Below are 19,672 nucleotides of genomic sequence, written 5' to 3'. Positions count from 1 at the left end.
GGCGGATCTTCCGCAGAGCGCGTTGCAGCCCCAACCTCATGGCCGTCATCGCCAAAGCCATCCTCACTCTGGAGAGGCAACGCTGAAAGGGCTCACTGCTGTACTGGAGCACCTCAAGGTATAGGGCAGGAGATTCTCAGTGGTAGCGCATGTCCCCCGCCACGACATTCCGGTGGACGATGTCCGGAAGGACATGGCGTCATTGGTCGCGAGCACGAAGCGTGTGATCGATCGACTCGAACGATCCGAGATGTCACGCGCTCGGGCTCTGGAGGTCACGCTGACCGTGGCCAAGTCGTCCTGCGCGGAGGACCCGAATGCCGAGACGTTCGCGACATGGGAGGCATGGGTCACAGCCATGCAGGTCGGCTCGGCGCTGTTCACGTCCGCGATCGCGCCCGAAGGGCCGGTGCCCTGCCGTATCGGAGTCGACGGGGAGGTCAGGAGTCTCCCGGCCACCGGCCCGCAGTTCTACTTGAACGCGGGCTCGTGGATCACGTCGTGGTACCTGGCGACGATCTGCCGCGAGAACGCTCGCCTGGAACAACTGGCCGGCGTTCCCGTGTCGTTCCTGCGCCAGTCCGGTACTGAGTTCGACGAGTACCTTTACGACTGGGTGGAGGCTCTGCAGAGCTTCTGGCATGGCCGAGCGGATCTCATGTGGGACAAGGTGGTCGCCGCAGTCAATGGGACCGATCCCGCCGTGGCCCGGATTGGCGACACCGAACTCCTGCTGAAGATCCTTTATCCGCCGCTTGAGCTCTTCCACCTGTACCAGCGCCAAGAGGTCGAGCGGTTCAACGAGACCCTGATCAACGCCCTCAACTGGCACAAGGAGTACTGGACCGCCACGGAGGAGCGCGCCCAGAACAGCGACGGACTCGTAGCACTGGCCCCACTCGCCCTTGCCTGCATGGCCCGTGACGCAGGCTTCCCCATCGATGTCGAATCCGAGTATCTGCCCAAGGAGCTCCTGGGGTTCGGCTGGATGGGTGAGGTCGATGCCTGATCGGTTGAGCGTCATCATCCCACGTCACAGTTCGCCTGGACCCGACGACGAGGGCTACGCGGCGGGTCTTGGCCACGACGTGATCGAGGATGTCCAAGACCTCGAAGAGTTGCCCGGCTCCTTGGACATGGTGGCGGGCACCGCCTTGCTCCATCTCCAGGCTCGCTGCGCCATCGATCCGCGTGCAGCCAGGCTGGAGACATGGGAGGCGGTGGTCACCGCGATGCAGGTCTACTCGGCCCTGTTCGCGGTGACAGGCCTCAGCGAGGGCACGGTCCAGTGCCGGATCGCTCACGAGGTTCGCACCCTGCCGGCCATCGGACCACGCACCTACGCCAGCGCGGGCACCTGGCTCACCGCCTTCTGGCTGGCCGTGATCTGCCGCGACCAGAAGCGCCTGACCCAGCTGTGCGAAATCCCCCTGGACGAACTGCGATCACCACAAGGCTCGTATGACGAGTACATCTACCACTGGGTCGCAGCCCTCCAGGCCTACTGGCTGCAACGACCGGAGCTGTGGACGAGCTGACCCAGGCATTCCAGCTCTCCCACCCCGACACGGCCCGGATCACCCCCCGCGACCTGCTGCAGAACATCCTCTATCCCCCCATCAACCTCTTCTACCGCTTCCTGCGCCAGGACGGCCCCGGCTTCAACCAGGCCCTGGTCGAAGCCGTGGAACTGCACAAGGCCTACTGGACCGCGGACGAGGACAGGACCGACGACCCCTCCGGCATGGTCGCCCTCGCCCCACTGGCCATCGCCTGCCTCACCCACGACGGCGGCATCCCCATCGAGGTCGAAACCGACTACCTGCCCAAACACCTCCTCCAGCGCGGCTGGCTCGACGAGTTCGAGATCTGAGCCGAAATCCATGGAAGTTCGGCCGATCCGCTCTCAGTGAGGTCCACGTTCAGCACTGCAATCTCCCGAGACTCGGGGAAGGACACGTGCAGCACCTTCTGTAACTGCTACATCAGCAGCGCCGGATCCTTCTGGAAGATCCGGTGCAATGCCTCACGCGACGAGCCGACCATCACGCGGCCGCAAGCTCAAACCACACGTACTTCCCCCGGTCCCCGAACCGCGCCGTCGGTTGCCACCCCCAGTACTCGGCGCAGGCCTTCACCAGACCCAGCCCCCGCCCGTCCTCCAGCTCCAGATCAGCCACCTGCCCCAGCGGACGCGGGGGATCCGGCGGGGCGGGGTCGGTGTCCCACGCCCCGATCCACACCATCCCCTCCGGGGTGCGGCGGACCCTGAGCGCGGCCGGCCCCTTGGTGTGCCGTACGGCGTTCGACACCAGTTCCGCCGCCAGCAGTTCCGCCGTGTCCACCAGACCGATCAATCCGTGCAAGGTCAGGATGAGGCGCAGAGTGCGACGGCACACGGTCACCGCTCTGAGGTCGTTCGGGATATAGAGCGTGTAGTCCCAGGTGTCCATGGGCTCGTTTTCGGGCATGCGTCAGCAACTCCAGTGGGTGAGAGGGGATTTTCGCGTGCGGTGGCCTGCCGCAGCCGTCATGGCAGGACGGAGCGGTGCACTTCCGCTGCGTGTGCGCTACGTCACCGACGGTAGAGCAAAAATTTTTCCTTACGCAAGCAGATCCCGTAATCTAGCGCCCGAACGAGACACTGCCGCACGGCGGTTGAGGGCGGAGGGGCGATGGCGCCGAGGAGCCAACCCACAGCACGGCAGGTACGTCTGGGCACCGAGCTACGCAGACTGCGGGAAGCCGCCGGTCTCAAAGCCCGCGAGGTGGCAGGGCTGCTCAGCTCGACGTCCGCGCAGATGAGCCAGGTAGAGGCAGGTCTCGCGGGCGTCAGCGAGGAGCGGGTGCGGCGGCTGGCAGCGCACTACGCCTGCGCCGACGAGGGGTTCATCGAGGCCCTGATCGCGATGGCCACCGATCGCACGCAGGGCTGGTGGGAGAACTACCGAGGAGTACTCCCACCAGTGTTCCTCGACGTTGCCGAGACCGAGTACCACGCCACGTTCCTGCGAGAGGTCGTCACCAGCCACGTCCCCGGGCTGCTCCAGACCCCCGACTACGCCCGCGCCGTCTTCGGCTACATGGTCCCCGAACTGCCGGACAGCGAGCTGGAGCCACGGGTCGAGCACCGGATGAGGCGCAGGGCCGTACTGGAACGCGACGCGCCCGTCCACTACGAGACGATCGTCCATGAGGCAGCCCTGCGCATCCTGGTGTCGGATCGCCGCACCGCTCTCGCTCAGCTCCGCGAAGTGCTGCGGGCGATCGAGGGCGGGCACGCCACCGTGCGGGTCATTCCCTTCGCAAGGGAGGGGTTCGCCGGGGCCGGGACAGAGATGATGTACGTGGGCGGCCCGCTCCCCCGGCTGGACACCGTGCTGCGCGACGCCCCGCACGGCACCGCCTTCATCGATGCCGAATCCCAATTGGCGCGCTTCCGGTCCCTGCTCCATAAGGTGGAGAAAGCAGCACTGCAACCCGTGGAATCGCGGGACTTCATCCACCACATGACGAAGGAACTGTGAGGCGCCCGTATGACCCAGGCCGTCCACTGGCAGAAGTCGTCGTACTCCGGCGGAGGCGACGGCAACACCTGTGTCGAGATTGCCCACTTCGACGCCCACATAGCCGTCCGCGACTCAAAAGCCCCGACCAGAGCCACCCTCACCTTCCCGGCCGGAGCCTTCACCCCCTTCATCGAGGCATTGAAGACCCCACCCCACCGGCCCTCGACGAGCTGATGCCGAGCTGGCCCAGATCCGTCGGCGTGCGGGAGAGCACGTGGTCACCCGCATCAACCGCCATGAGTTCCGCACGGACGACGCGGACGACCTCATCGCACCCATCGCCAAGAGCAGCGAGGACGGCCTCGCCCACCTGGAGACGTCCGAGGACGATCGGTACGACGCGCTGTCGGCCACACTGACCCTCGCGAAGTGGCGGTGTCTGGCGATCCCGACAGAGTTTCCGACCTGGGCGGCGCGGGTCACCGCCATGCAGGTCGGCTGTGGGCTCCTCGCCGCCGGGACGGCCGCCGAGGGGCCCGTGCCCTGCCCGGTCGGCAGTTCGGGTGAGGTGAAGCAGCTGCCCGCCACCGCCTGGGGCACCCTGGCCGACGCCCGCACCTGGCACCAGGAGTGCTGGACCGCGAACGAGGCACGCGGCACCAGCGGCGAGGGTCTGGTCGCCCTCGGGCCGCCCGCAGCACTGCCGGGATTGCCGGACAGGGCCGGGCCAGAACAGGCTCAGCAACGCCTCCGCCGGGTCCGTCAGGCCGTTGTCGCCGCCCGTTAGAGGCAGTTCGAACCACACGGTCTTGCCGCGCGGCGTACAGCGGGAGCCCCAGGCGGCACGACGGACCAACCTGTGCCCGGTTCCGGGGCCGGCGAGCACGCGCCGGGCGGCCACACCGGGGGCCCCGGCACCTCCAGCCACGACTTGCCGGGCCACGGCGGCGACAACCATGTGCCTGGGCACGGTGGCGAGCCGCCTACGGGCGGGAGCGGCCTTTCGAATATGGCCCCACCCCCGAGAAAGACCAGTGGGATCCTATCCACCAAGACGAACCGGCCTCGGGTCAACTGAAAGACGGTGCACGATGCAGAGCAAGACACCGGACGGCTCCTCCGCTGAGGTGCTGGAGTGGGCGGAGGGGGCGCACCGAAATGCCGCTGGTCTCGCGTCCGTACTCGGCGTGTCACCCGAGCGGTACGCCGAGGACCCGTTGACCCTCCTGCCCGGGCTGCAGAGCTACGTGGACCGTCTGCCGCTGGGCGAGTTCGAGCAGTCTGACTGGATCGCACTCCACACCGATCTGACCTCGTACCTTGGGGACCTGCTCGTGCGTCGGCACGGAGCGATCTGGACGAAGATCGCCGATGCAAACTGGCCTGTCGGCTACCGGTACTTCGTGGAAGCGACGGGGCTGGATGGAGAACAGCGTCGCGTTGAACCCTATGACGTGGTGATGGAAGAATTCGAGCAACTTCCGATTGAGATCGGTCGAATGATCGCGAATGCGGAAGCTGTACTGAAACTGACTCCGGAGGTCGACGAACAGCCCCCCGCGGACGTCCCATTGGACGAACTCATGGGGGACGACCACTAAAGATTCCGGGAGAGGGTTGTTCCCAACAGAAATTTCTAAGAATTCGCCGGTTCATCCGGCCACAGGGCCATCCTGACCGGCACCGCCGACCTGTTGAGCAGCAGCTCGGGGACCTCGCCCGCGTAGAACCTGACTTCTCCGATGAGGCCCTCGCTCCTGACGTGGAGCGCCAGCCGCTCGGCCAACGATTCCAGTTCCGGCAGAAGCTCGCCGTGCACTTCCTGGCGAGCCGCCAGGAAGCAGCGATCCGCGCATTGGACCAGATCGCCCGTCAATAGCTGCCGATTCGCGCGGCTGGGGCACGTGCCGCGAGCAGCGGCTCCAGGTCTGCCATCTTGTCGACCATGCTGTTCACACTGTCCAGGACTCCCTGGTGCCACCGCAGGCCGTCGAGTACCACACTCGATACAAAAGAACCCCACATGCACAAGTTCGACATCTCGGAGAGGAACACGCCGTGACCGTCGTCGCAAGGCATGGCACCCCCCGCCCAAATGCCGAAGCCTACGCCGAAGCCCTCGGCAAGAGCCTGGCCATGTCAGTGGAATGGCTCGACGAGTCGGCCTCCATGATCGACTCCACGTTCTCCAAATCCTTGCTTCACGTACAGGCTCGCTGTGCGGCCGACCCCCAGGCGGCGAAAGTGGAGACCTGGGAGGCGATCGTCACAGCGCTGCAGATCGGCACCGCGCTCTTCGCCGTCACCCGTTCGGATCAGGGTACGGTCCGGTGTCGCGTCGGCCATGAAATGCGCACCATCCCAGCCCTCGGCCCCCGACCCTTTGCGGACGCCGGCAACTGGATCACCACCTTCTGGCTGGCTGTCATCTGCCGTGACCGAAGCCGCCTCGACACTCTCTGCGAGATCCCCCTGGAAGGGCTACGCTCCGACGACGCCGCCTATGACGAGTACATCTATCACTGGGTGGCCGCGCTCCAATCCTATTGGCTGCAACGGCCGGGCCTCGTGGAGGAGCTGACAGCCGCTTTCCAGAGTTCCCATCCCGTCACCGCCCGCATCGCCCCTCGCGACCTACTGCAGAACATCCTTTATCCACCGATCAACCTTTTCTATCGGTTCCTGCGGCAGGACGGCCCGGGTGTAAACCAGGCCCTTGTCGAGGCCCTCGCGTTGCACAAGACGTACTGGACGGCGGATGAAGACCGAGCCAAAGACCCTTCAGGTGCTGTCGCCCTGGGGCCCTTGGCCGTAGCGTGCCTCGCTTACGACGGCGGCATCCCCATCGAGGTGGAATCCGACTACCTTCCCAAGCACCTCCTGATGCGCAGCTGGCTCGGCGAGTTCGAAACCTAAGCTGTATGGGGGCAGGGAGCCTCTTATCAGCCACGCCCCGGTTCGGGCCGCAACCACAGGAGTATTACGTGAGCATCACCGTTCCACGACACAGTTCTCCCGGGCCGGACGACGAGGGTTACGCCGCGCGCCTCGGTGAGAGCTTGCTGGAAGATGTACAGCGACTCGAACGGTCCCCCGGCTCGATCGACTTCGCTCTGGGAACCGCGGTGCTCCATCTCCAGGCCCGTTGCACCGTCGATCCGCGCGCAGCCAGGCTGGAAACATGGGAGGCGGTGGTTACCGCCATGCAGGTCTACTCAGCCCTGTTCGCGGTGACGGGCGCCCGCGAAGGCGCGGTCCAGTGCCGGATCGCTCACGAGGTGCGCACCCTGCAGGCCATCGGCCCACGCGCCTACGCCGACGCAGGTAACTGGCTCACCGCCTTCTGGCTGGCCGTGATCTGCCGCGACCAGAAGCGCCTGACCCAGCTGTGCGAAGTCCCCCCTGGACCAGCTGCGTTCGCCGGACGGGTCGTACAACGAGTACATCTACCACTGGGTCGCGGCGCTCCAGGCCTACTGGCTGCACCGACCGGAGCTGGTTGACGAACTGACCCAGGCATTTCAGAGCTCCCACCCCGACACAGCCCGGATCGCCCCCCGCGACCTCTTGCAGAACATCCTGTATCCCCCCATCAACCTCTTCTACCGCTTCCTCCGCCAGGACGCCCCCGGCTTCAACCAAGCGCTGGCAGAAGCCGTGGAACTGCACAAGGCCTACTGGACCGCGGACGAGGACAGGACGGACGACCCCTCCGGCATGGTCGCCCTCGCACCGCTCGCCATCGCCTGCCTCGCCTACGATGGCGGCATGCCGATCGAGGTGGAGTCGGACTACCTGCCCAAGCACCTGCTCCAGCGTGACTGGCTGGGATAGTTCGAAGTCTGAGTCTTCGGGGTCGTCGGCGGCTGTGGCCCGACACAGGCACCCAAAGAGCTTTCACGGAGCACACGTTGGTCACGACCGTTCCCCGCCACGAGTACCCCACGGACGACGTGCCGGACACTCTCGACGCTCTCGGCGAGACCGCGAACTGGATCATCGACGAGTTCGCCGACTCTCCCGTCCTGCGCCCCCAGGCGCTGAGCACGGCACTCACCTTGGCGCAGCAACATTGTGCGATCGACCCGCAGGCCGTGAAGTTCGCGACCTGGGAAGCCTGGGTCACGGCCATGCAGATCGGGTCCGCGCTCTTCGCTGCGGCGACCGCACCCGAGGGCACCAGCATCACCTGCCGGATCAAGGAGCAGGAGCGCATCCTTCCTGCGACCGGCCCCGAGCCCCATCTGAACCCGGGAACGTGGGTCACCGCCTTCTACCTGGCGATGATCTGTCGCGACAACGACCGCCTGCGCCAGTTGGCCGAGGTGCCCGTCCCCTTGCTGCGTGGCTCCGGGGCGGTGTTCGACGAGTACATCTACTCCTGGGTGGATGCACTGCAAAGTTTCTGGCTCGGTCGTCAGGACATGGGCGAGAAACTCGTCGCCGCTGTCGACGGCACCAGCCCGGAGGCGCTGCAGTACGCGGACGCAGATCTGATGTCGAAGATCCTCTATCCGCCGATGGTCCTGCTCTACCGCGTGATCCGCCGCGACGCCGGGGAGTTGGACAAGGCGCTGGCTGATGCGCTGCGCCAGCACAGGGCGTACTGGACCGCTACCGAGGACCGCGCAACCAGCGCCGACGGACTCGTTGCCCTCGGTCCGCTGGCCATGGCCTGTCTCGCCCGTGACCAGGGCATCACCGTGGAGGTCGAGTCCGCGTACATGCCCAAGGCGCTCCTGGAATACGCCTGGACTGGCGAGATCCTGTACTGACACGTCACCATCTTCCTGGGAAGAGCAAGTGGTTATCCACATCAACCGCCATCAGTTCCGCACAGACAACGCGGCCGAGCTGACAGCGCCGATCGCCAAAAACACCGAACACGTCCTCGCCCACCTGGAGACCTCCGAAGACGACCGCTGCGACGCCCTGTCCACCACGCTCACTCTCGCCAAGTGGCGCTGCCTGACGAACCCGACGGCAGGTGAGTTCCCGACCTGGGAGGCATGGGTCATCGCTATGCAGGTCGGCTGCGGGCTCTTCGCCGCTGGTACGGCGGCCGAGGGGCCCGTGCCCTGCCGGGTCGGCAGCTCGGGTGAGGTGAAGCACCTTCCCGCCACCGGCCCCCAGGACTACCTCCACGCGGGCAACTGGCTCACCTCGTTCTACCTGGCGGTGATCTGCCGCGAGAACGACCGGGTCAACCAGCTGGCCCAGGTGCCCGTCTCCTTCCTGCGCGCGTCCGGCGCCGGGTTCGACGAGTACGTCTACGCCTGGGTGGAAACCCTGCAGCACTTCTGGTTCGGGCGACGGGAGACCTGGGACACCCTGGTCACCGCCGTCAACGGCACCGCCCCCGAGGCCGCCGGGATCGCCGGCCCGGAGCTCATGTTGAAGATCCTGTACCCGCCGCTCGAACTCTTTCACCGCTACCTGCGCCGCGAGACGGACGAGTTCAACGCGGCCCTGGTCGACGCCCTCACCGGGCACAAGGAGTACTGGACCGCGAACGAGGCACGCGCCGCCAGCGGCGAGGGCCTGGTGGCCCTCGGCCCGCTCGCCATCGCCTGCATGGCGTTCGACGCCGACATGCCCGTCGATGTCGAGTCCGACTACCTCCCCAAGCACCTGCTCAAGCGCACCTGGGTGGGCGAGTTCCCCACGTAGTGAGCGGAGCGGTGTCAGAACAGGCTCAGCAGTGCCTCCGCAGGGTCGGTCAGGCCGTGTTCGCCGCCGGGCAGCGGGAGTTCGAACCACACCGTCTTGCCGCGCGGCGTACGGCGGGAGCCCCAGGCGGCGCTGAGCAGGCCGACCAGCTGCAACCCCCGGCCGCCCTCATCCGTGTCGCGGGCGCGGCGGCGGCGGGGCTGGACGAGGCCGGAGTCCCACACCTCGCAGACCAGCGTGCGGTCCAGCAGCAGCCGTAGCCGTATCTCCCCCTCGCCGTACCGCAGCGCGTTGGTGACCAGCTCGCTGACGAGCAGTTCCGTCGTGTCGACCAGCGGCTCAAGGTCCCAGCTCAGCAGCTGCCCGCGGGCGTACTCCCGCGCCCGCCCCACACTCCGCGGCTCACGCGGCAGCGTCCAGTCGCCGACGGAATCGGCCGGCAGCCCCTGCACCCGGGCCATCAGCAGCGCGATGTCGTCCTCGCCGTGATGGGTGTCGAGGGTGTTGAGGACGTGGTCGCAGACATCCTCCAGGGGACGGGAGGGGTCGGTGAGGGCGCCTACGAAGGCCTGCAGGCCCTCGTCCAGGGGGTGGTCGCGGGACTCGACCAGGCCGTCGGTGTAGAGCGCCAGCAGCGCGCCCTCCGGCAGTTCGACCTCGACCTCCTCGAACGGCTCGCCGCCCACCCCGAGCGGCATGCCGGGCGGCACGTCCAGCATCAGGGCCGGCTCGCCGGGCTCGACCAGGACCGGGGGCAGATGGCCGGCGTTGGCGAACGTACAGCGTCTGGTGACGGAGTCGTACACGGCGTAGACGCAGGTCGCGAGGTAGACCTCGGAGAGGTCGGCGGCCCTCGGCTGACGGGCCGTACGCGTGGCCTGCTGGACGCCGCCCGGGGTGCCGAGTCCCCGTGCGATCTCGTCCAGCGCCGAGAGCACCTCGGCCGGTTCGAGGTCCAGCAGGGCCAATGTCCGTACGGCGGTACGGAGTTCACCCATCGCGACGGCGGCCCGCAGGCCCCGTCCCATCACGTCGCCCACCACCAACGCCGTACGGTGGCCCGGCAGTTCGATCACGTCGAACCAGTCGCCGCCGACCTCGGTCGCCGCGTTGCCCGGCAGATAGCGGCAGGCGATGTCCAGCCCGGAGGCCTCGGGGTCACCGGGCGGGAGCAGGGAGCGTTGCAGTATCAGCGCGCGCTCGTGTTCCCTGCGGTACAGGCGCGCGTTGTCGATGCAGACCGCGGCGCGCGCCGCCAGCTCCACCGCCAGGTCCCGGTCGCGGTCGCCGAACGGCTCGCTGCCCTTGGTGCGGGCGAACTGGGCGAGGCCTACGACCGTGTCGTGGGCGACCATCGGCACGGCCAGCGTGGACTGCACCAGGCCGCCCTCCTCGGGGGGCACGGCTTGCGGCCGGGCGGTGCGCAGGGCGTCCGCGCAGGGCGAGTTGAAGGGGAAGTGGTGGACCGCGCCGACTTCGACGGGCTCGCCGGAGCCCGCGAAGGGGGCGCCGGAGACGGCGCTCGCGAAGGCGACGCGGCGCAATTCGGCGCTGCCGTCGGCGAGTCCGGGCGGGGTCTCGTCGCCGGTGAGCAGGCCCTGGTAGAGGTCGACGGTGGCGAGGTCGCAGAAGCCGGGGACGACGACGTCGAGGAGTTCCCGGGCCGTGGTCTCCAGGTCGAGGGAGTTCCCTATGCGGGCGCCGGCCTCGTTGAGCAGGGCGAGGTTGCGCCGGGCGGCGGCGGCCTCGCGGGCGGCGGCCCGCCGGGAGGTGATGTCGGTGCCGAGCCAGGCGATGCCGATGGGCCGGCCGCTGCCGCCGTGCACCCGGTAGAGGTTGACGGACCAGTGCCGGCGTTCCTCGGAGCCGGGGACGTGCCCGGTGATGTGCATGTCGGTGATGGACTGGCCCGTCTCCAGCACCCGACGCAGCGTGGCCGAAACCCGCTCGGCCTCACCGCGCGGCAGATAGTCGTGAACTCCCTTGCCGCGGTGGTCGTCCGGGGTTCCGCCGAAGGTGGAGGCGAAACGCTCGTTGGCCCGACGGACCCTCAGGTCGGTGTCGATCAGCAGGAACCCGAACGGGGATTGACCGAAAATGGCCTGCGAGGCCGCCAGATCGGTCTCGATGCTGCGCAGGGTGCGGACGTCCACGACGATGCACACGGCGGCCTTGTCGCCCTCGGCGGTCCGGGTGGGCATGACGTAGACCTCGGCCAGGCCTTCCTCGCCGCGCGCGCCGTCCGCCGTGTCCGGCATCCGGAAGGGCACGACCCCGGTCCACTCCCGCCCGTCGAGGATTTCGGCCATCTTGCGCTGGCCGCGCTCCCGCAGATCAGGGTCGATGAAGGCCTCTATCGGGTCCAGGCCGACGGCGCGTGCGGCGGGGATGCCGAAGAGCTGCTCGGCGCGCAGGCTCCACTGGTCGACCAGCCCGCCGGGGCCGATGGAGAAGGACGCGACCTTGATGTAGTCGTAGATGGAACCGGGCGGACTGCTCTGCCACATGGCGTCGCCGGGTGCGGCGGCTTCCGCGGCCTGGTTCATCGCGCCGTCCGACGGGTCCTCGGACTCCGTGGCCTTCGCTGGTATCTCGCTCACGCGAACCGTCCCCTCCAGCTCACCGCGTCCGGCACCGGTCACCGACAGCGGCTGCCCGCAGTATCCAGCACTACGGCGCCGCACGACACGGTGTTCACGATCACAGCTCGGTCCAGATGTTTTTCGGACCGGTCCGTGACAACACATCCACTCTTCTAACCAGGGAACACGCCGCCGAATCACGCACCCCGCAACCGGCCGCGCGCCCGCGGCGCACGCATGACGCGCCCCCGCCCGCGGCACACCCCCGCGCCCCCGGATGCTTCCGGCTCACCCCGGCACCGTCAGTTCGAACCAGACAGTCTTTCCGCTCGCGCCCGGCCGGGTTCCCCAGCGACGGGAGGAGCCTGCGACCAGCTGCAGACCGCGCCCGCCCTCGTCCTCGTCGCGGGCGACGCGCTCGCGCGGCGGGTCGGGCAGCGGGTCGGAGACCTCCACCAGCAGCGCGTCGCCGAGCCCGACGGGCCGTACCAGCCGTACCCCGATGGGCCCGGTGGCGTGCCGCAGCGAGTTGGTGACCAGCTCGCTGACCAGCAACGCGGCCAGGTCGGCGAGGCAGTCGAGGTGCCAGCCGTGCAACTGGCCGCGGACGGCGGCGCGTGCGGTGCGCACGGCGCCGGGTTCCGCGGGAAAGGTCCACTCGGCGCAGTCTCCATCGGTGTCGATCACGCCGATCACTTCCCAGGCCAGCGAGCCCACCCATGTCCGGTTTCGTGGGGTTAATGGGCACATACCCGATATCCCGGGGGCAGTACCGCGCGGGAGGGCGCACAGTGGCACGAACGGCGTAGGGAGCACTCAGCGCAGGCCGGCGGCGAGCCGGGGCATGACTTCCCGGACCGCCGGGACATCCTGGTCGAGCCAGTCCACCTGCCAGATCTGGTCCGGGGTCAGCCAGCGCAGTTCGTCGTGGTCCTCGAGGGGCCTCGGCGCGGGCGAGCCGGGGCGCAGGCGGGCGGTCCACACCTGCAGGACGTACGGCGCCCGCAGCGGCCACTGCCCGGGCACGCGCTCGACCGCTTCGGCCTCGATGCCGAGTTCCTCGCGCAGTTCGCGCACCAGGGCGTCCTCGGGCCGCTCACCCGGCTCGACCTTGCCGCCGGGCAGCTCCCAGCGTCCGGCCAGGTCGGCGGGTGCGCTGCGGCGTGCGGCGAGCAGCCGGCCGCCGTCGAGCAGGGCGGCTCCCACCACCACGATCCGGTCCGTCATCGGTGTGCCGGGTGTCATGGGCGTCATGGGGCGGAGCCTACGGCAGGGCGCCCGAGGTCAGTTGCGGGCGCCGTCCCCGTTCTGGCCGATGCGCTCGACCCAGTAGACCTGTTGGTGTCCCCGATCGTCGAGGCTGTCGGCGATCTTCTGGGCCTCGGCGCGGGTCGCGTACCGGCCGACGCGGTAGCGATTGCCGTTGTCGTCCTGCCGTATGACGATCCAGGGCAGGGAGACCGTCCCCTCACTCATGGCCCCCACCGCCCGCATAGCTCCTTCTCGCACCGCCCCACCTTCCCCCACGCTCGGCTTCGCTCGCGTGAGGGGATCCCCACCCTGTGGGACCCCGCCGCGCCCCGCCTAAGGAAACCGCAATACGCATATGCCTGAGCGTACGCCCAACCTTTACTCAGCGAACACGCCTTTTCACAAAGAGGTACGCAACCAGCCAGGACGCGGGGGCGCACGAAAGCGAACGCGCCGTCGTGAACGCCGCTGTCCCGAGTCGGAGGCATATCCGTGTGACCCCTGGTCACCTGCGAAAACGGCCGGATTCCGGCGGCGCCTGGGCCTCGACCCCGGGCCACGCGCCCACCGCGCCACCGCCGAGTCACCCCGAGGGTGTGCGCTACCTCACTCGGGGGGCGCACGCGGGGCCGGATCCTGCCCACCGCCCCGCACCGAGCCCTCACGGCCAGGACCGACGGGGCGGTGGGCGGCCCCGGCGCGGGTGATGGACGGATCCGTTCCCGGCGCTGCGCCTGTTTCCGCTGGTCACGCACGCGCGGCCCACCCCTCACGGCCGACCCGCCCGCCAGGCCACCGCCGCACCGCGCCCGGCCTCCACCAGCCGGACACCCCCACCGCACCGCTCCCGGCCACCGCCAGCCGGGCACGCCAGCCCGGCACCCCGCCGCACCGCGCCCGGCAGGGCACCCCCGATCACTTCACCGGCAAGTGATACGACACCTGGTACCGATCCGCCGGAATCACCACGTCCGCCGTTTCCACCGGGCGGCCGGAGGCGTAGTAGGTGCGGTGGACGACCAGGACCACATGGCCAGGGACGCCGCCGAGCACGTGCAGTTCCTCGGCGAGGCCGGGGCGGGCGCCGACCTCCTCGGTGACGTTGTCCACGATGACGTCGATGGCGCGCATGCGCTCGACCACGCCCATGCCGCCGAGCGGACCCTCCTCGGGCAGCATCACCGGCGTGCGGCCGGTGACGGCGAGGGGCTCCCAGGATGTGGAGAGCATCATCGGCTCGCCTGCCTCCCGGAACAGGTACTTGGTGCGCATGACCCGGTCGCCCGCCTGGATGCCCAGCCGCTCGGCGATGGCGGCGCCGGCCTCGGCCTGCTCGCTGCTGGACTCCCAGGTGCCACGCACCGAGGCGTCGGCCTGCTCCTGCCGGAAGGGGGTGGCACCGCCGGACGGGCGGAATCCGGAGCGGGCCACGCGGCGCGGCACCGGGCGCTCGCGGACGTACGTCCCCGAACCGGAGCGGCCCTCCACCAGCCCCTCGGCCATCAGGACCTTGCGGGCCTCCAGCGCGACGGTGTCCGAGACGCCGTACTCCTCGCGGATGCGGGCCTGGGAAGGCAGGCGGGTGTGGGGCGGCAGCGAACCGTCGACGATCTTCTTGCGGAGATCACCCGCGACACGCAGGTACGCCGGCTGCTCACCGAAAGTCACTGGCCGCTCCCATCAGGTTGTACAGACAGCAACAGCCTGGCAACCGTGGGTTGTGCCATGCAAGCAAAGGCCAGAGAATCACTCGATGTGATTACGTGAGGTGCGAGAAGGCTTTACGCAGGCACTTTCTCCCTATAAATGCGCTCACCCAGCCGTGCTCACACCTCGTCCCGGGACACCGGTACCGTGCTCCTGGGTGGGGAGGCAGCACCAGCAGGGCACGAACGGGGCACGAACGGGGGCGGAATGAGGGTGGACACCCTGGCCGGGGGACGCGTCGGCGGTGAGGTCGTCCGGGCGGTGAACGGGCTCACCACGCGGTGGGCGGCGACGGCGCAGGGCGGCACGGTCTTCTCGGCGGCCGGGGTCTGGCCGCTGCTGGCCCTCCTGGCGGACGGCGCGGCCGGCCCGGCGCGGGCGGAGCTGAGCGAGGCCCTCGGGCTGCCGGCGGATCAGGCGGCCGGTGCGGCACGGCAGTTGTTCGGTGCGCTGGAGGTCCTGCCCGGTGTGGACTCCGCGGTCGGCCTGTGGACCAAGCGGACGCTGGAGCTCGTCCCGGAGTGGGAGGCGGGGCTGCCCGCCGAGGCGCACGGCGTGCTCACCGGGGACGTCCGCGCCGACCGGCGGGCGCTGGACTCCTGGGCGGCGGACCGTACCGGTGGGCTGATCGACCGGATGCCGGCCTCGCTGACCGAGGACACCGAGCTGGTGCTGGCCGGTGCGCTGACGATGCGGACCAGATGGCTGCGCCCCTTCCACGAGGTGCCGCTGACGACGGCGTACGAACCCTGGGCCGCCACCGAGCGGTTGGGCCTGTTCCGCAGGAGCACCCTGCTGGACCGGGTCGGCGTCGCCGAGACCCCGCACGGCTGGGTCACCGAACTGAAGGTGCTCGGCACGGATGCGCTGGACGTGCATCTGCTGCTGGGCGAGGACGGGATGGCGCCGGGCCGGGTGCTCGGCGCGGGCGTGGACCTGCTGCACCGGCCGCGCACGGTCGTACCGGGCTCCCGGCTGCCGTACGGGGAGGTGGGGCCGGGGCTGCGGGTGGTGAAGGAGCGGAGCGCCTGGCACGAGCCGCCGACCCTGGACATCCGGACCGCCGCGTACGACGTGACGGCGGAGCACGATCTGCTGGAGCGGCACGAGCTGTTCGGGCTGACCACGGCACGGGACACCCGGCAGGGGCACTTCCCCGGCATCAGCGGCTTCCCGCTCGCCATCGGCTCGGCCGCGCAGAGCGCCTTGGCGCGGTTCGGGGCGCTGGGCTTCAAGGCCGCGGCCGTCACGGTGTTCGGGGCGATCGCAGGCTGCGGGATTCCCCAACTGCGGTACGTGACACGGCGGGTGGACGCCGTCTTCGACCGTCCCTTCGGCTTCCTCGCCCTGCACCGGCACTCGCGGCTGGTCCTGGCGGCGGGGTGGGTGACCGATCCGCTGCCGTTCCCGGAGTACTCGGAGTACGCCGAGTACCCGGAGGGTCCCGACGGTCCGCGCCCGTGGGACGACGAGTGAGCAAGGCCCTGTGGAAGGACGAGCAGTGAGCAAGGTGACCGCCGAGACGGTCCGCCGGGTGAACGGGCTGACGGCCCGCTGGGCGCAGGCCCTGCCCGAGGGCACGGTCTTCTCCGCGCCGGGGGTCTGGCCCCTGCTGGCCTTCCTGGCCGACGGCGCCGCGGGCCCGGCGCGGGCCGAGCTGAGCGAGGCCCTCGGCCTGGCGGCGGACCAGGCGGCCGCTGCCGCACGGGAGTTGCTGGCGGCGCTGCGGTCGGTGTCCGGGCTGGACGCGGCGCTCGGCCTGTGGACGCACCAGGCGCTCCCCCTGCGGGAGGAGTGGCGAGCCGGACTGCCGGCCGGGGCGTACGGGGTGTTCGGGGACGACCTCGTCACCGCGCAGGAGCGGCTGGACGCCTGGGCGGCCGAGCGGACCGGCGGGCTGGTGGAGCGCATGCCGGTGACGCTGACCCGGGACGCGCGGACGGTGCTGGCCAGTGCCCTGGCGCTGCGCACGACCTGGCGGCAGCCGTTCACCGAGCTGCCGCTGCGGCCCGGTTCCGGCCCGTGGCAGGGGCGTACGCTGCGCGGGCTGCACCGGCGCAGCGTACGGCCGGACCGGGTGGGTGTGACGGGCACTCCGGACGGCTTCGTCACGGCGTTGACGGTGCCCGGCGACAACGGCATCGACGTCCATCTGGTGCTCGGCGAGGAGCGTATGACGCCCGGTCAGGTGCTGGCCGCCGGGGTGGGGATCGTGGCGCGGGCGCTGCCGCTGACGTCAGGCGGCGCGCTGCCGCACGGGCATGTGGGGCCGGGCCTGTACGTGGAGCAGCAGCCGGCCGTCGAGCCGGAGCCGCTGACGCTGGACGTGCGGACGGTGGCGTACGAGGTGCGCGCCGATCACGATCTGCTCGCCCTGGCGGGCCTGTTCGGGCTGACGGCGGCGACGGATGCCCGCCACGGCCACTTCCCGGGCATCAGCGACCACCCGCTGGCCGTCGGCGCGGCCCGCCAGTCGGCCGTCGCCCAGTTCGGCACGCTCGGCTTCCGGGCGGCGGCCGTGACGGCGGTGATGGCGGCGCCGGGCAGCGCACCGCCGCAGTACCGCTACGAGTCGACGGTCGTCCGGGCCGTCTTCGACCGCCCCTTCGGCTTCCTCGCCGTCGACCGCGAGTCCCGGTTGGTGCTGGTGGCGGGCTGGGTGACGGATCCGGCGCCGGAGCCCGTCATGAGCTTCCCGGGCGCTGTTCCTCCAGGACTCTGACGCAGCGGGCGAGCAGCCCGGTGAGGGCGTCGCGCTCGGCTTCGGTGAACTCCGCGGCGAGGGCCCGTTCGACGCGTACGGCGGCCGTGTCGGCCTCGGTCATGACGGCGCGGCCCTCGTCCGTGAGGCGGGTCTCCAGGACGTTCTTGTGCCACTCGTGCGGGCTGCGGGTGATCAGGTCGCGGTCCTGGAGGTTCTTCAGGACCGTGTTCATGGTCGGCGGGGTGACCCCGCACAGCCGGGCCAGGGCCGCTGCGGAGATGCCGGGGTTGTCGGAGAGGTGGAGCAGTTTTCGACTTCCTGATATCGCCAGGTTCGCCAGAACATTCGATAAGCAGTCTTGTAGTCGTCACCGCGCAATACCGGGCCACCCAATCGCATTCCCCATTTCCGCACAAAGGGGACGCCGACCGCGGACCGTTTACTCGATCCGAGCCCTGGTACTGCGCCTGGTCAGGGAGAATCCAAGCTGGGGCTACCGGCGCCTGCACGGTGAGTGACTCGTGCTTGGGGTGAAGGTGGCGGCATCCACGGTCTGGGAAATCCTGAGAGAGGCTGGGACCGACCCTGCGCCCGCGCGGGCCTCCAGCGCCTGGGCGGACTTCCTGCGCTCCCAGGCCGACGCGCTGCTGGCCTGCGACTTCTTCGAAACCGTCACCCTGTCCGGGGCGAGGCCCTACGTGTTCGCCGTAATCGAGCACGCGAGCCGACGGATCCGCATCCTGGGCGCCACCGCACATCCCACCGAGTCCTGGGTGGTCCAGTCCGCGACGAGCCTTGTCATGGACGTCAAGGACGCCGGCCGCAGGGCTCGTTACCTGATCCGGGACCGGGACGGGAAGTCCCCGCACTTGTTCGACGAGGTACTCAAGGACGCGGAGACACCAGGCGGGATGCCAGAGAGGCACCCCCTACATCTTCGGACTTGTACGCCACGATCCACTCAGACCGTTACATACTGCAACCAGCGCGCATAAGTCTCGGCCAGATTGCGTGAATGTTCAACAATGCTACCCCAAGATTCTCCTGTAGCAAGGCCGGAAACATCATCCATTTGCCTCCGAAATTCTCCATCAGTCAACTGGGGTACGTCAGCACTTTCGGAATCATCCTCCAGATAGCCAGCGATAGAGTATGCGGCCAGCAGCACATTGAAGCAGGCCTTGGCACTATCTTCAGGACCCAGCCAAGTACGAAGTACATAGTCAGCCATGGAAGTCACATCCATGGCCCAGGCACCCCAACCTGGAAGCTCTTCGAACGGATCGTCGCAAGGACCGAGGAACTCGCGAACCCTTTGTTCCAGGGCCGCAGGGTCAAGATCTCCCATCCTGCCCTCAGCTCGGCCCATCACATACTCCCGAACCTGGTGGACCAGGCTCGTCACAGCGGGAAACTCTGCCTGGATCCTGGGATCATCCATCAGGTTGGACAGGCGAACCAAGCACGCAGTCGCCACCTGACCTCGCTGGAGAGGGCCAAGGGCTTCAACGGAGTTGGCCGCATACTCCCGATCAAACATTATTCTTTCCCATCAATCCCAAACGAATTGGCTCTGCCCTGTTAGTCTCCCGCCACCAGGGAGCGACCTAATCCGGCCGAGAATAGCAGCCGGATCACTGGGGCCAACGAGGCGTGCGGGCCCCACTGACTGGCTGAAAGGATCGAATAGCGCGTTCTGACACCAGGGACAGACAGGCCTATTCGCAGCACCAGCTATAGGCGTCCACCCTCTGCTGCGAATGTGATTAAGAGCGCTTGTTTCCGCATCGCCAGCGACCCTGTCAGCCATCTCCTCTCCATCCTGGAGCCCCTCCCTGATCAGGCGATCCAAGCCCCGCTTCGCAGTACCGCTCCAGCCCACAACGTCACGCACATTACCATCGCCGTCAATCGCACGGATTATCGCAGTGGACCGTCGGCCTTGGGCGCCCTCAGGAAGGAGGCCATGCAGTTCGTCAACTCGCGACTTAAGTTGTGCAGCGATCTTCTCTTTGCAGTTGTGGACGAGGACTGGGGTGTTACCAGCCTCCACATAGTACGTGTGGAAGGCGGGCCGTTCCTGCCTGCGTTTTCGGAGGTGAGGGAGGAATCAACGGTCCGTCGGGGTCCGTCGATGTGCGCTGGAGTGCGTCCCGGTTGCCGCGCGTCAAACAACACGAGGCCCTCCCGAGAAGTTCGGGAGGGCCTCGCTTCAATGGCTACGGATTTCCACTAGCCATTCCCCGACA

At 68.7% G+C, this 19,672-nt stretch carries 21 protein-coding genes and 3 pseudogenes; 15 read left to right on the top strand and 9 right to left on the bottom strand.

Features of this window, described 5'->3' with window-relative positions:
- The 3 genes and pseudogenes from ACWC2T_RS23835 to ACWC2T_RS23825 form a co-directional block, all read left to right on the top strand.
- Positions 1-86, top strand: a pseudogene (locus tag ACWC2T_RS23835) (IS5/IS1182 family transposase); the annotation flags it as partial.
- 53 nt (positions 87-139) lie between these two features.
- Positions 140-1,009: an immunity 49 family protein gene (locus ACWC2T_RS23830; RefSeq protein ID WP_450672354.1), complete on the top strand. Its 870-nt coding sequence runs from the start codon at positions 140-142 to the stop codon at positions 1,007-1,009.
- Positions 942-1,873 (top strand): annotated as a pseudogene (locus tag ACWC2T_RS23825) (immunity 49 family protein). Before ACWC2T_RS23830 ends, ACWC2T_RS23825 begins: the two are co-directional and overlap by 68 nt.
- 172 nt (positions 1,874-2,045) lie before the next feature.
- Here the strand turns inward: ACWC2T_RS23825 and ACWC2T_RS23820 are convergent.
- Positions 2,046-2,471: an ATP-binding protein gene (locus ACWC2T_RS23820; RefSeq protein ID WP_450672353.1), complete on the bottom strand. Its 426-nt coding sequence runs from the start codon at positions 2,469-2,471 to the stop codon at positions 2,046-2,048.
- A 204-nt stretch (positions 2,472-2,675) separates the two neighbouring features.
- On the opposite strand from ACWC2T_RS23820, the gene ACWC2T_RS23815 reads away from it, so the two are divergent.
- The 4 genes from ACWC2T_RS23815 (at position 2,676) to ACWC2T_RS23800 (ending at position 5,110) form a co-directional block, all read left to right on the top strand.
- Complete coding sequence (locus ACWC2T_RS23815) at positions 2,676-3,527, top strand: helix-turn-helix domain-containing protein (protein ID WP_450672352.1); 852 nt, start codon at positions 2,676-2,678, stop codon at positions 3,525-3,527.
- 9 nt (positions 3,528-3,536) lie between these two features.
- Positions 3,537-3,743, top strand: a complete 207-nt coding sequence (locus ACWC2T_RS23810; RefSeq protein ID WP_450672351.1) for a DUF397 domain-containing protein — start codon at positions 3,537-3,539, stop codon at positions 3,741-3,743.
- A 40-nt stretch (positions 3,744-3,783) separates the two neighbouring features.
- Positions 3,784-4,296 carry a hypothetical protein gene (locus ACWC2T_RS23805; protein WP_450672350.1) on the top strand — a complete coding sequence of 171 codons (513 nt, stop codon included), beginning with the start codon at positions 3,784-3,786 and terminating at the stop codon, positions 4,294-4,296.
- A 304-nt stretch (positions 4,297-4,600) separates the two neighbouring features.
- A complete protein-coding gene (locus tag ACWC2T_RS23800) occupies positions 4,601-5,110 on the top strand; it encodes a hypothetical protein (protein ID WP_450672349.1) in 510 nt (169 codons plus the stop codon).
- 35 nt (positions 5,111-5,145) lie between these two features.
- On the opposite strand, the gene ACWC2T_RS23795 is transcribed toward ACWC2T_RS23800, so the two are convergent.
- A complete protein-coding gene (locus ACWC2T_RS23795) occupies positions 5,146-5,385 on the bottom strand; it encodes a hypothetical protein (protein WP_450672348.1) in 240 nt (79 codons plus the stop codon).
- A 182-nt stretch (positions 5,386-5,567) separates the two neighbouring features.
- Between ACWC2T_RS23795 and ACWC2T_RS23790 the strand changes: the two genes are divergently transcribed.
- The 5 genes from ACWC2T_RS23790 to ACWC2T_RS23770 all read left to right on the top strand — a co-directional run bounded on the left by ACWC2T_RS23790 (position 5,568) and on the right by ACWC2T_RS23770 (position 9,179).
- Complete coding sequence (locus ACWC2T_RS23790; RefSeq protein ID WP_450672347.1) at positions 5,568-6,425, top strand: immunity 49 family protein; 858 nt, start codon at positions 5,568-5,570, stop codon at positions 6,423-6,425.
- A 68-nt stretch (positions 6,426-6,493) separates the two neighbouring features.
- Positions 6,494-7,012 carry an immunity 49 family protein gene (locus ACWC2T_RS23785; RefSeq protein WP_450672346.1) on the top strand — a complete coding sequence of 173 codons (519 nt, stop codon included), beginning with the start codon at positions 6,494-6,496 and terminating at the stop codon, positions 7,010-7,012.
- On the top strand, positions 6,912-7,343 hold the full coding sequence (locus ACWC2T_RS23780) for an immunity 49 family protein (protein WP_450672363.1): 432 nt from the start codon (positions 6,912-6,914) through the stop codon (positions 7,341-7,343). Before ACWC2T_RS23785 ends, ACWC2T_RS23780 begins: the two co-directional genes overlap by 101 nt.
- A 77-nt stretch (positions 7,344-7,420) precedes the next feature.
- The gene (locus tag ACWC2T_RS23775) at positions 7,421-8,284 is read left to right on the top strand and encodes an immunity 49 family protein (protein WP_450672345.1); all 864 of its coding nucleotides are present in this window, start codon (positions 7,421-7,423) and stop codon (positions 8,282-8,284) included.
- Positions 8,285-8,312: 28 nt separating this feature from the next.
- A complete protein-coding gene (locus ACWC2T_RS23770) occupies positions 8,313-9,179 on the top strand; it encodes an immunity 49 family protein (protein ID WP_450672344.1) in 867 nt (288 codons plus the stop codon).
- Positions 9,180-9,193: 14 nt separating this feature from the next.
- Here the strand turns inward: ACWC2T_RS23770 and ACWC2T_RS23765 are convergent, their stop codons facing one another.
- From ACWC2T_RS23765 to ACWC2T_RS23745, 5 genes are all read right to left on the bottom strand, one after another.
- The gene (locus ACWC2T_RS23765; protein ID WP_450672343.1) at positions 9,194-11,779 is read right to left on the bottom strand and encodes a SpoIIE family protein phosphatase; all 2,586 of its coding nucleotides are present in this window, start codon (positions 11,777-11,779) and stop codon (positions 9,194-9,196) included.
- Between the two features lie 270 nt (positions 11,780-12,049).
- Positions 12,050-12,478, bottom strand: coding sequence for an ATP-binding protein (locus ACWC2T_RS23760; RefSeq protein ID WP_450672342.1), 429 nt, complete (start codon positions 12,476-12,478; stop codon positions 12,050-12,052).
- Positions 12,479-12,577: 99 nt separating this feature from the next.
- Positions 12,578-12,988, bottom strand: a complete 411-nt coding sequence (locus ACWC2T_RS23755; protein ID WP_450672362.1) for a (deoxy)nucleoside triphosphate pyrophosphohydrolase — start codon at positions 12,986-12,988, stop codon at positions 12,578-12,580.
- Positions 12,989-13,045: 57 nt separating this feature from the next.
- Positions 13,046-13,237, bottom strand: coding sequence for an SPOR domain-containing protein (locus ACWC2T_RS23750; protein ID WP_450672341.1), 192 nt, complete (start codon positions 13,235-13,237; stop codon positions 13,046-13,048).
- A gap of 690 nt (positions 13,238-13,927) precedes the next feature.
- Positions 13,928-14,680: a GntR family transcriptional regulator gene (locus tag ACWC2T_RS23745; RefSeq protein WP_450672340.1), complete on the bottom strand. Its 753-nt coding sequence runs from the start codon at positions 14,678-14,680 to the stop codon at positions 13,928-13,930.
- A gap of 246 nt (positions 14,681-14,926) precedes the next feature.
- On the opposite strand from ACWC2T_RS23745, the gene ACWC2T_RS23740 reads away from it, so the two are divergent.
- Positions 14,927-16,195 carry a serpin family protein gene (locus ACWC2T_RS23740; protein WP_450672339.1) on the top strand — a complete coding sequence of 423 codons (1,269 nt, stop codon included), beginning with the start codon at positions 14,927-14,929 and terminating at the stop codon, positions 16,193-16,195.
- Between the two features lie 25 nt (positions 16,196-16,220).
- Positions 16,221-17,441 carry a serpin family protein gene (locus ACWC2T_RS23735; protein ID WP_450672338.1) on the top strand — a complete coding sequence of 407 codons (1,221 nt, stop codon included), beginning with the start codon at positions 16,221-16,223 and terminating at the stop codon, positions 17,439-17,441.
- Here the strand turns inward: ACWC2T_RS23735 and ACWC2T_RS23730 are convergent.
- Positions 17,404-17,730: a MarR family winged helix-turn-helix transcriptional regulator gene (locus ACWC2T_RS23730; protein ID WP_450672361.1), complete on the bottom strand. Its 327-nt coding sequence runs from the start codon at positions 17,728-17,730 to the stop codon at positions 17,404-17,406. The two genes, ACWC2T_RS23735 and ACWC2T_RS23730, sit on opposite strands and share 38 nt — an antisense overlap.
- A gap of 109 nt (positions 17,731-17,839) precedes the next feature.
- Here ACWC2T_RS23730 and ACWC2T_RS23725 point away from each other — a divergent pair.
- Positions 17,840-18,319 (top strand): annotated as a pseudogene (locus tag ACWC2T_RS23725) (integrase); the annotation flags it as partial.
- A 65-nt stretch (positions 18,320-18,384) separates the two neighbouring features.
- On the opposite strand, the gene ACWC2T_RS23720 reads toward ACWC2T_RS23725, so the two are convergent.
- On the bottom strand, positions 18,385-18,771 hold the full coding sequence (locus tag ACWC2T_RS23720; RefSeq protein WP_450672337.1) for a hypothetical protein: 387 nt from the start codon (positions 18,769-18,771) through the stop codon (positions 18,385-18,387).
- Positions 18,772-19,672 lie beyond the last annotated feature (901 nt).

The sequence above is a fragment of the Streptomyces sp. NPDC001393 genome (genome assembly GCF_053597455.1).
This window is presented reverse-complemented; position numbering and strand designations above follow the sequence as displayed.

What these genes read in the sequence shown, in the direction of transcription:
- ACWC2T_RS23820 (WP_450672353.1), bottom strand. Translation starts at nt 2,471, where the DNA reads ATGCCCGAAAACGAGCCCATGGACACCTGGGACTACACGCTCTATATC.
- ACWC2T_RS23815 (WP_450672352.1), top strand. Translation starts at nt 2,676, where the DNA reads ATGGCGCCGAGGAGCCAACCCACAGCACGGCAGGTACGTCTGGGCACC.
- ACWC2T_RS23810 (WP_450672351.1), top strand. Translation starts at nt 3,537, where the DNA reads ATGACCCAGGCCGTCCACTGGCAGAAGTCGTCGTACTCCGGCGGAGGC.
- ACWC2T_RS23800 (WP_450672349.1), top strand. Translation starts at nt 4,601, where the DNA reads ATGCAGAGCAAGACACCGGACGGCTCCTCCGCTGAGGTGCTGGAGTGG.
- ACWC2T_RS23755 (WP_450672362.1), bottom strand. Translation starts at nt 12,988, where the DNA reads ATGACGGACCGGATCGTGGTGGTGGGAGCCGCCCTGCTCGACGGCGGC.
- ACWC2T_RS23750 (WP_450672341.1), bottom strand. Translation starts at nt 13,237, where the DNA reads ATGAGTGAGGGGACGGTCTCCCTGCCCTGGATCGTCATACGGCAGGAC.
- ACWC2T_RS23740 (WP_450672339.1), top strand. Translation starts at nt 14,927, where the DNA reads ATGAGGGTGGACACCCTGGCCGGGGGACGCGTCGGCGGTGAGGTCGTC.
- ACWC2T_RS23720 (WP_450672337.1), bottom strand. Translation starts at nt 18,771, where the DNA reads ATGGGAGATCTTGACCCTGCGGCCCTGGAACAAAGGGTTCGCGAGTTC.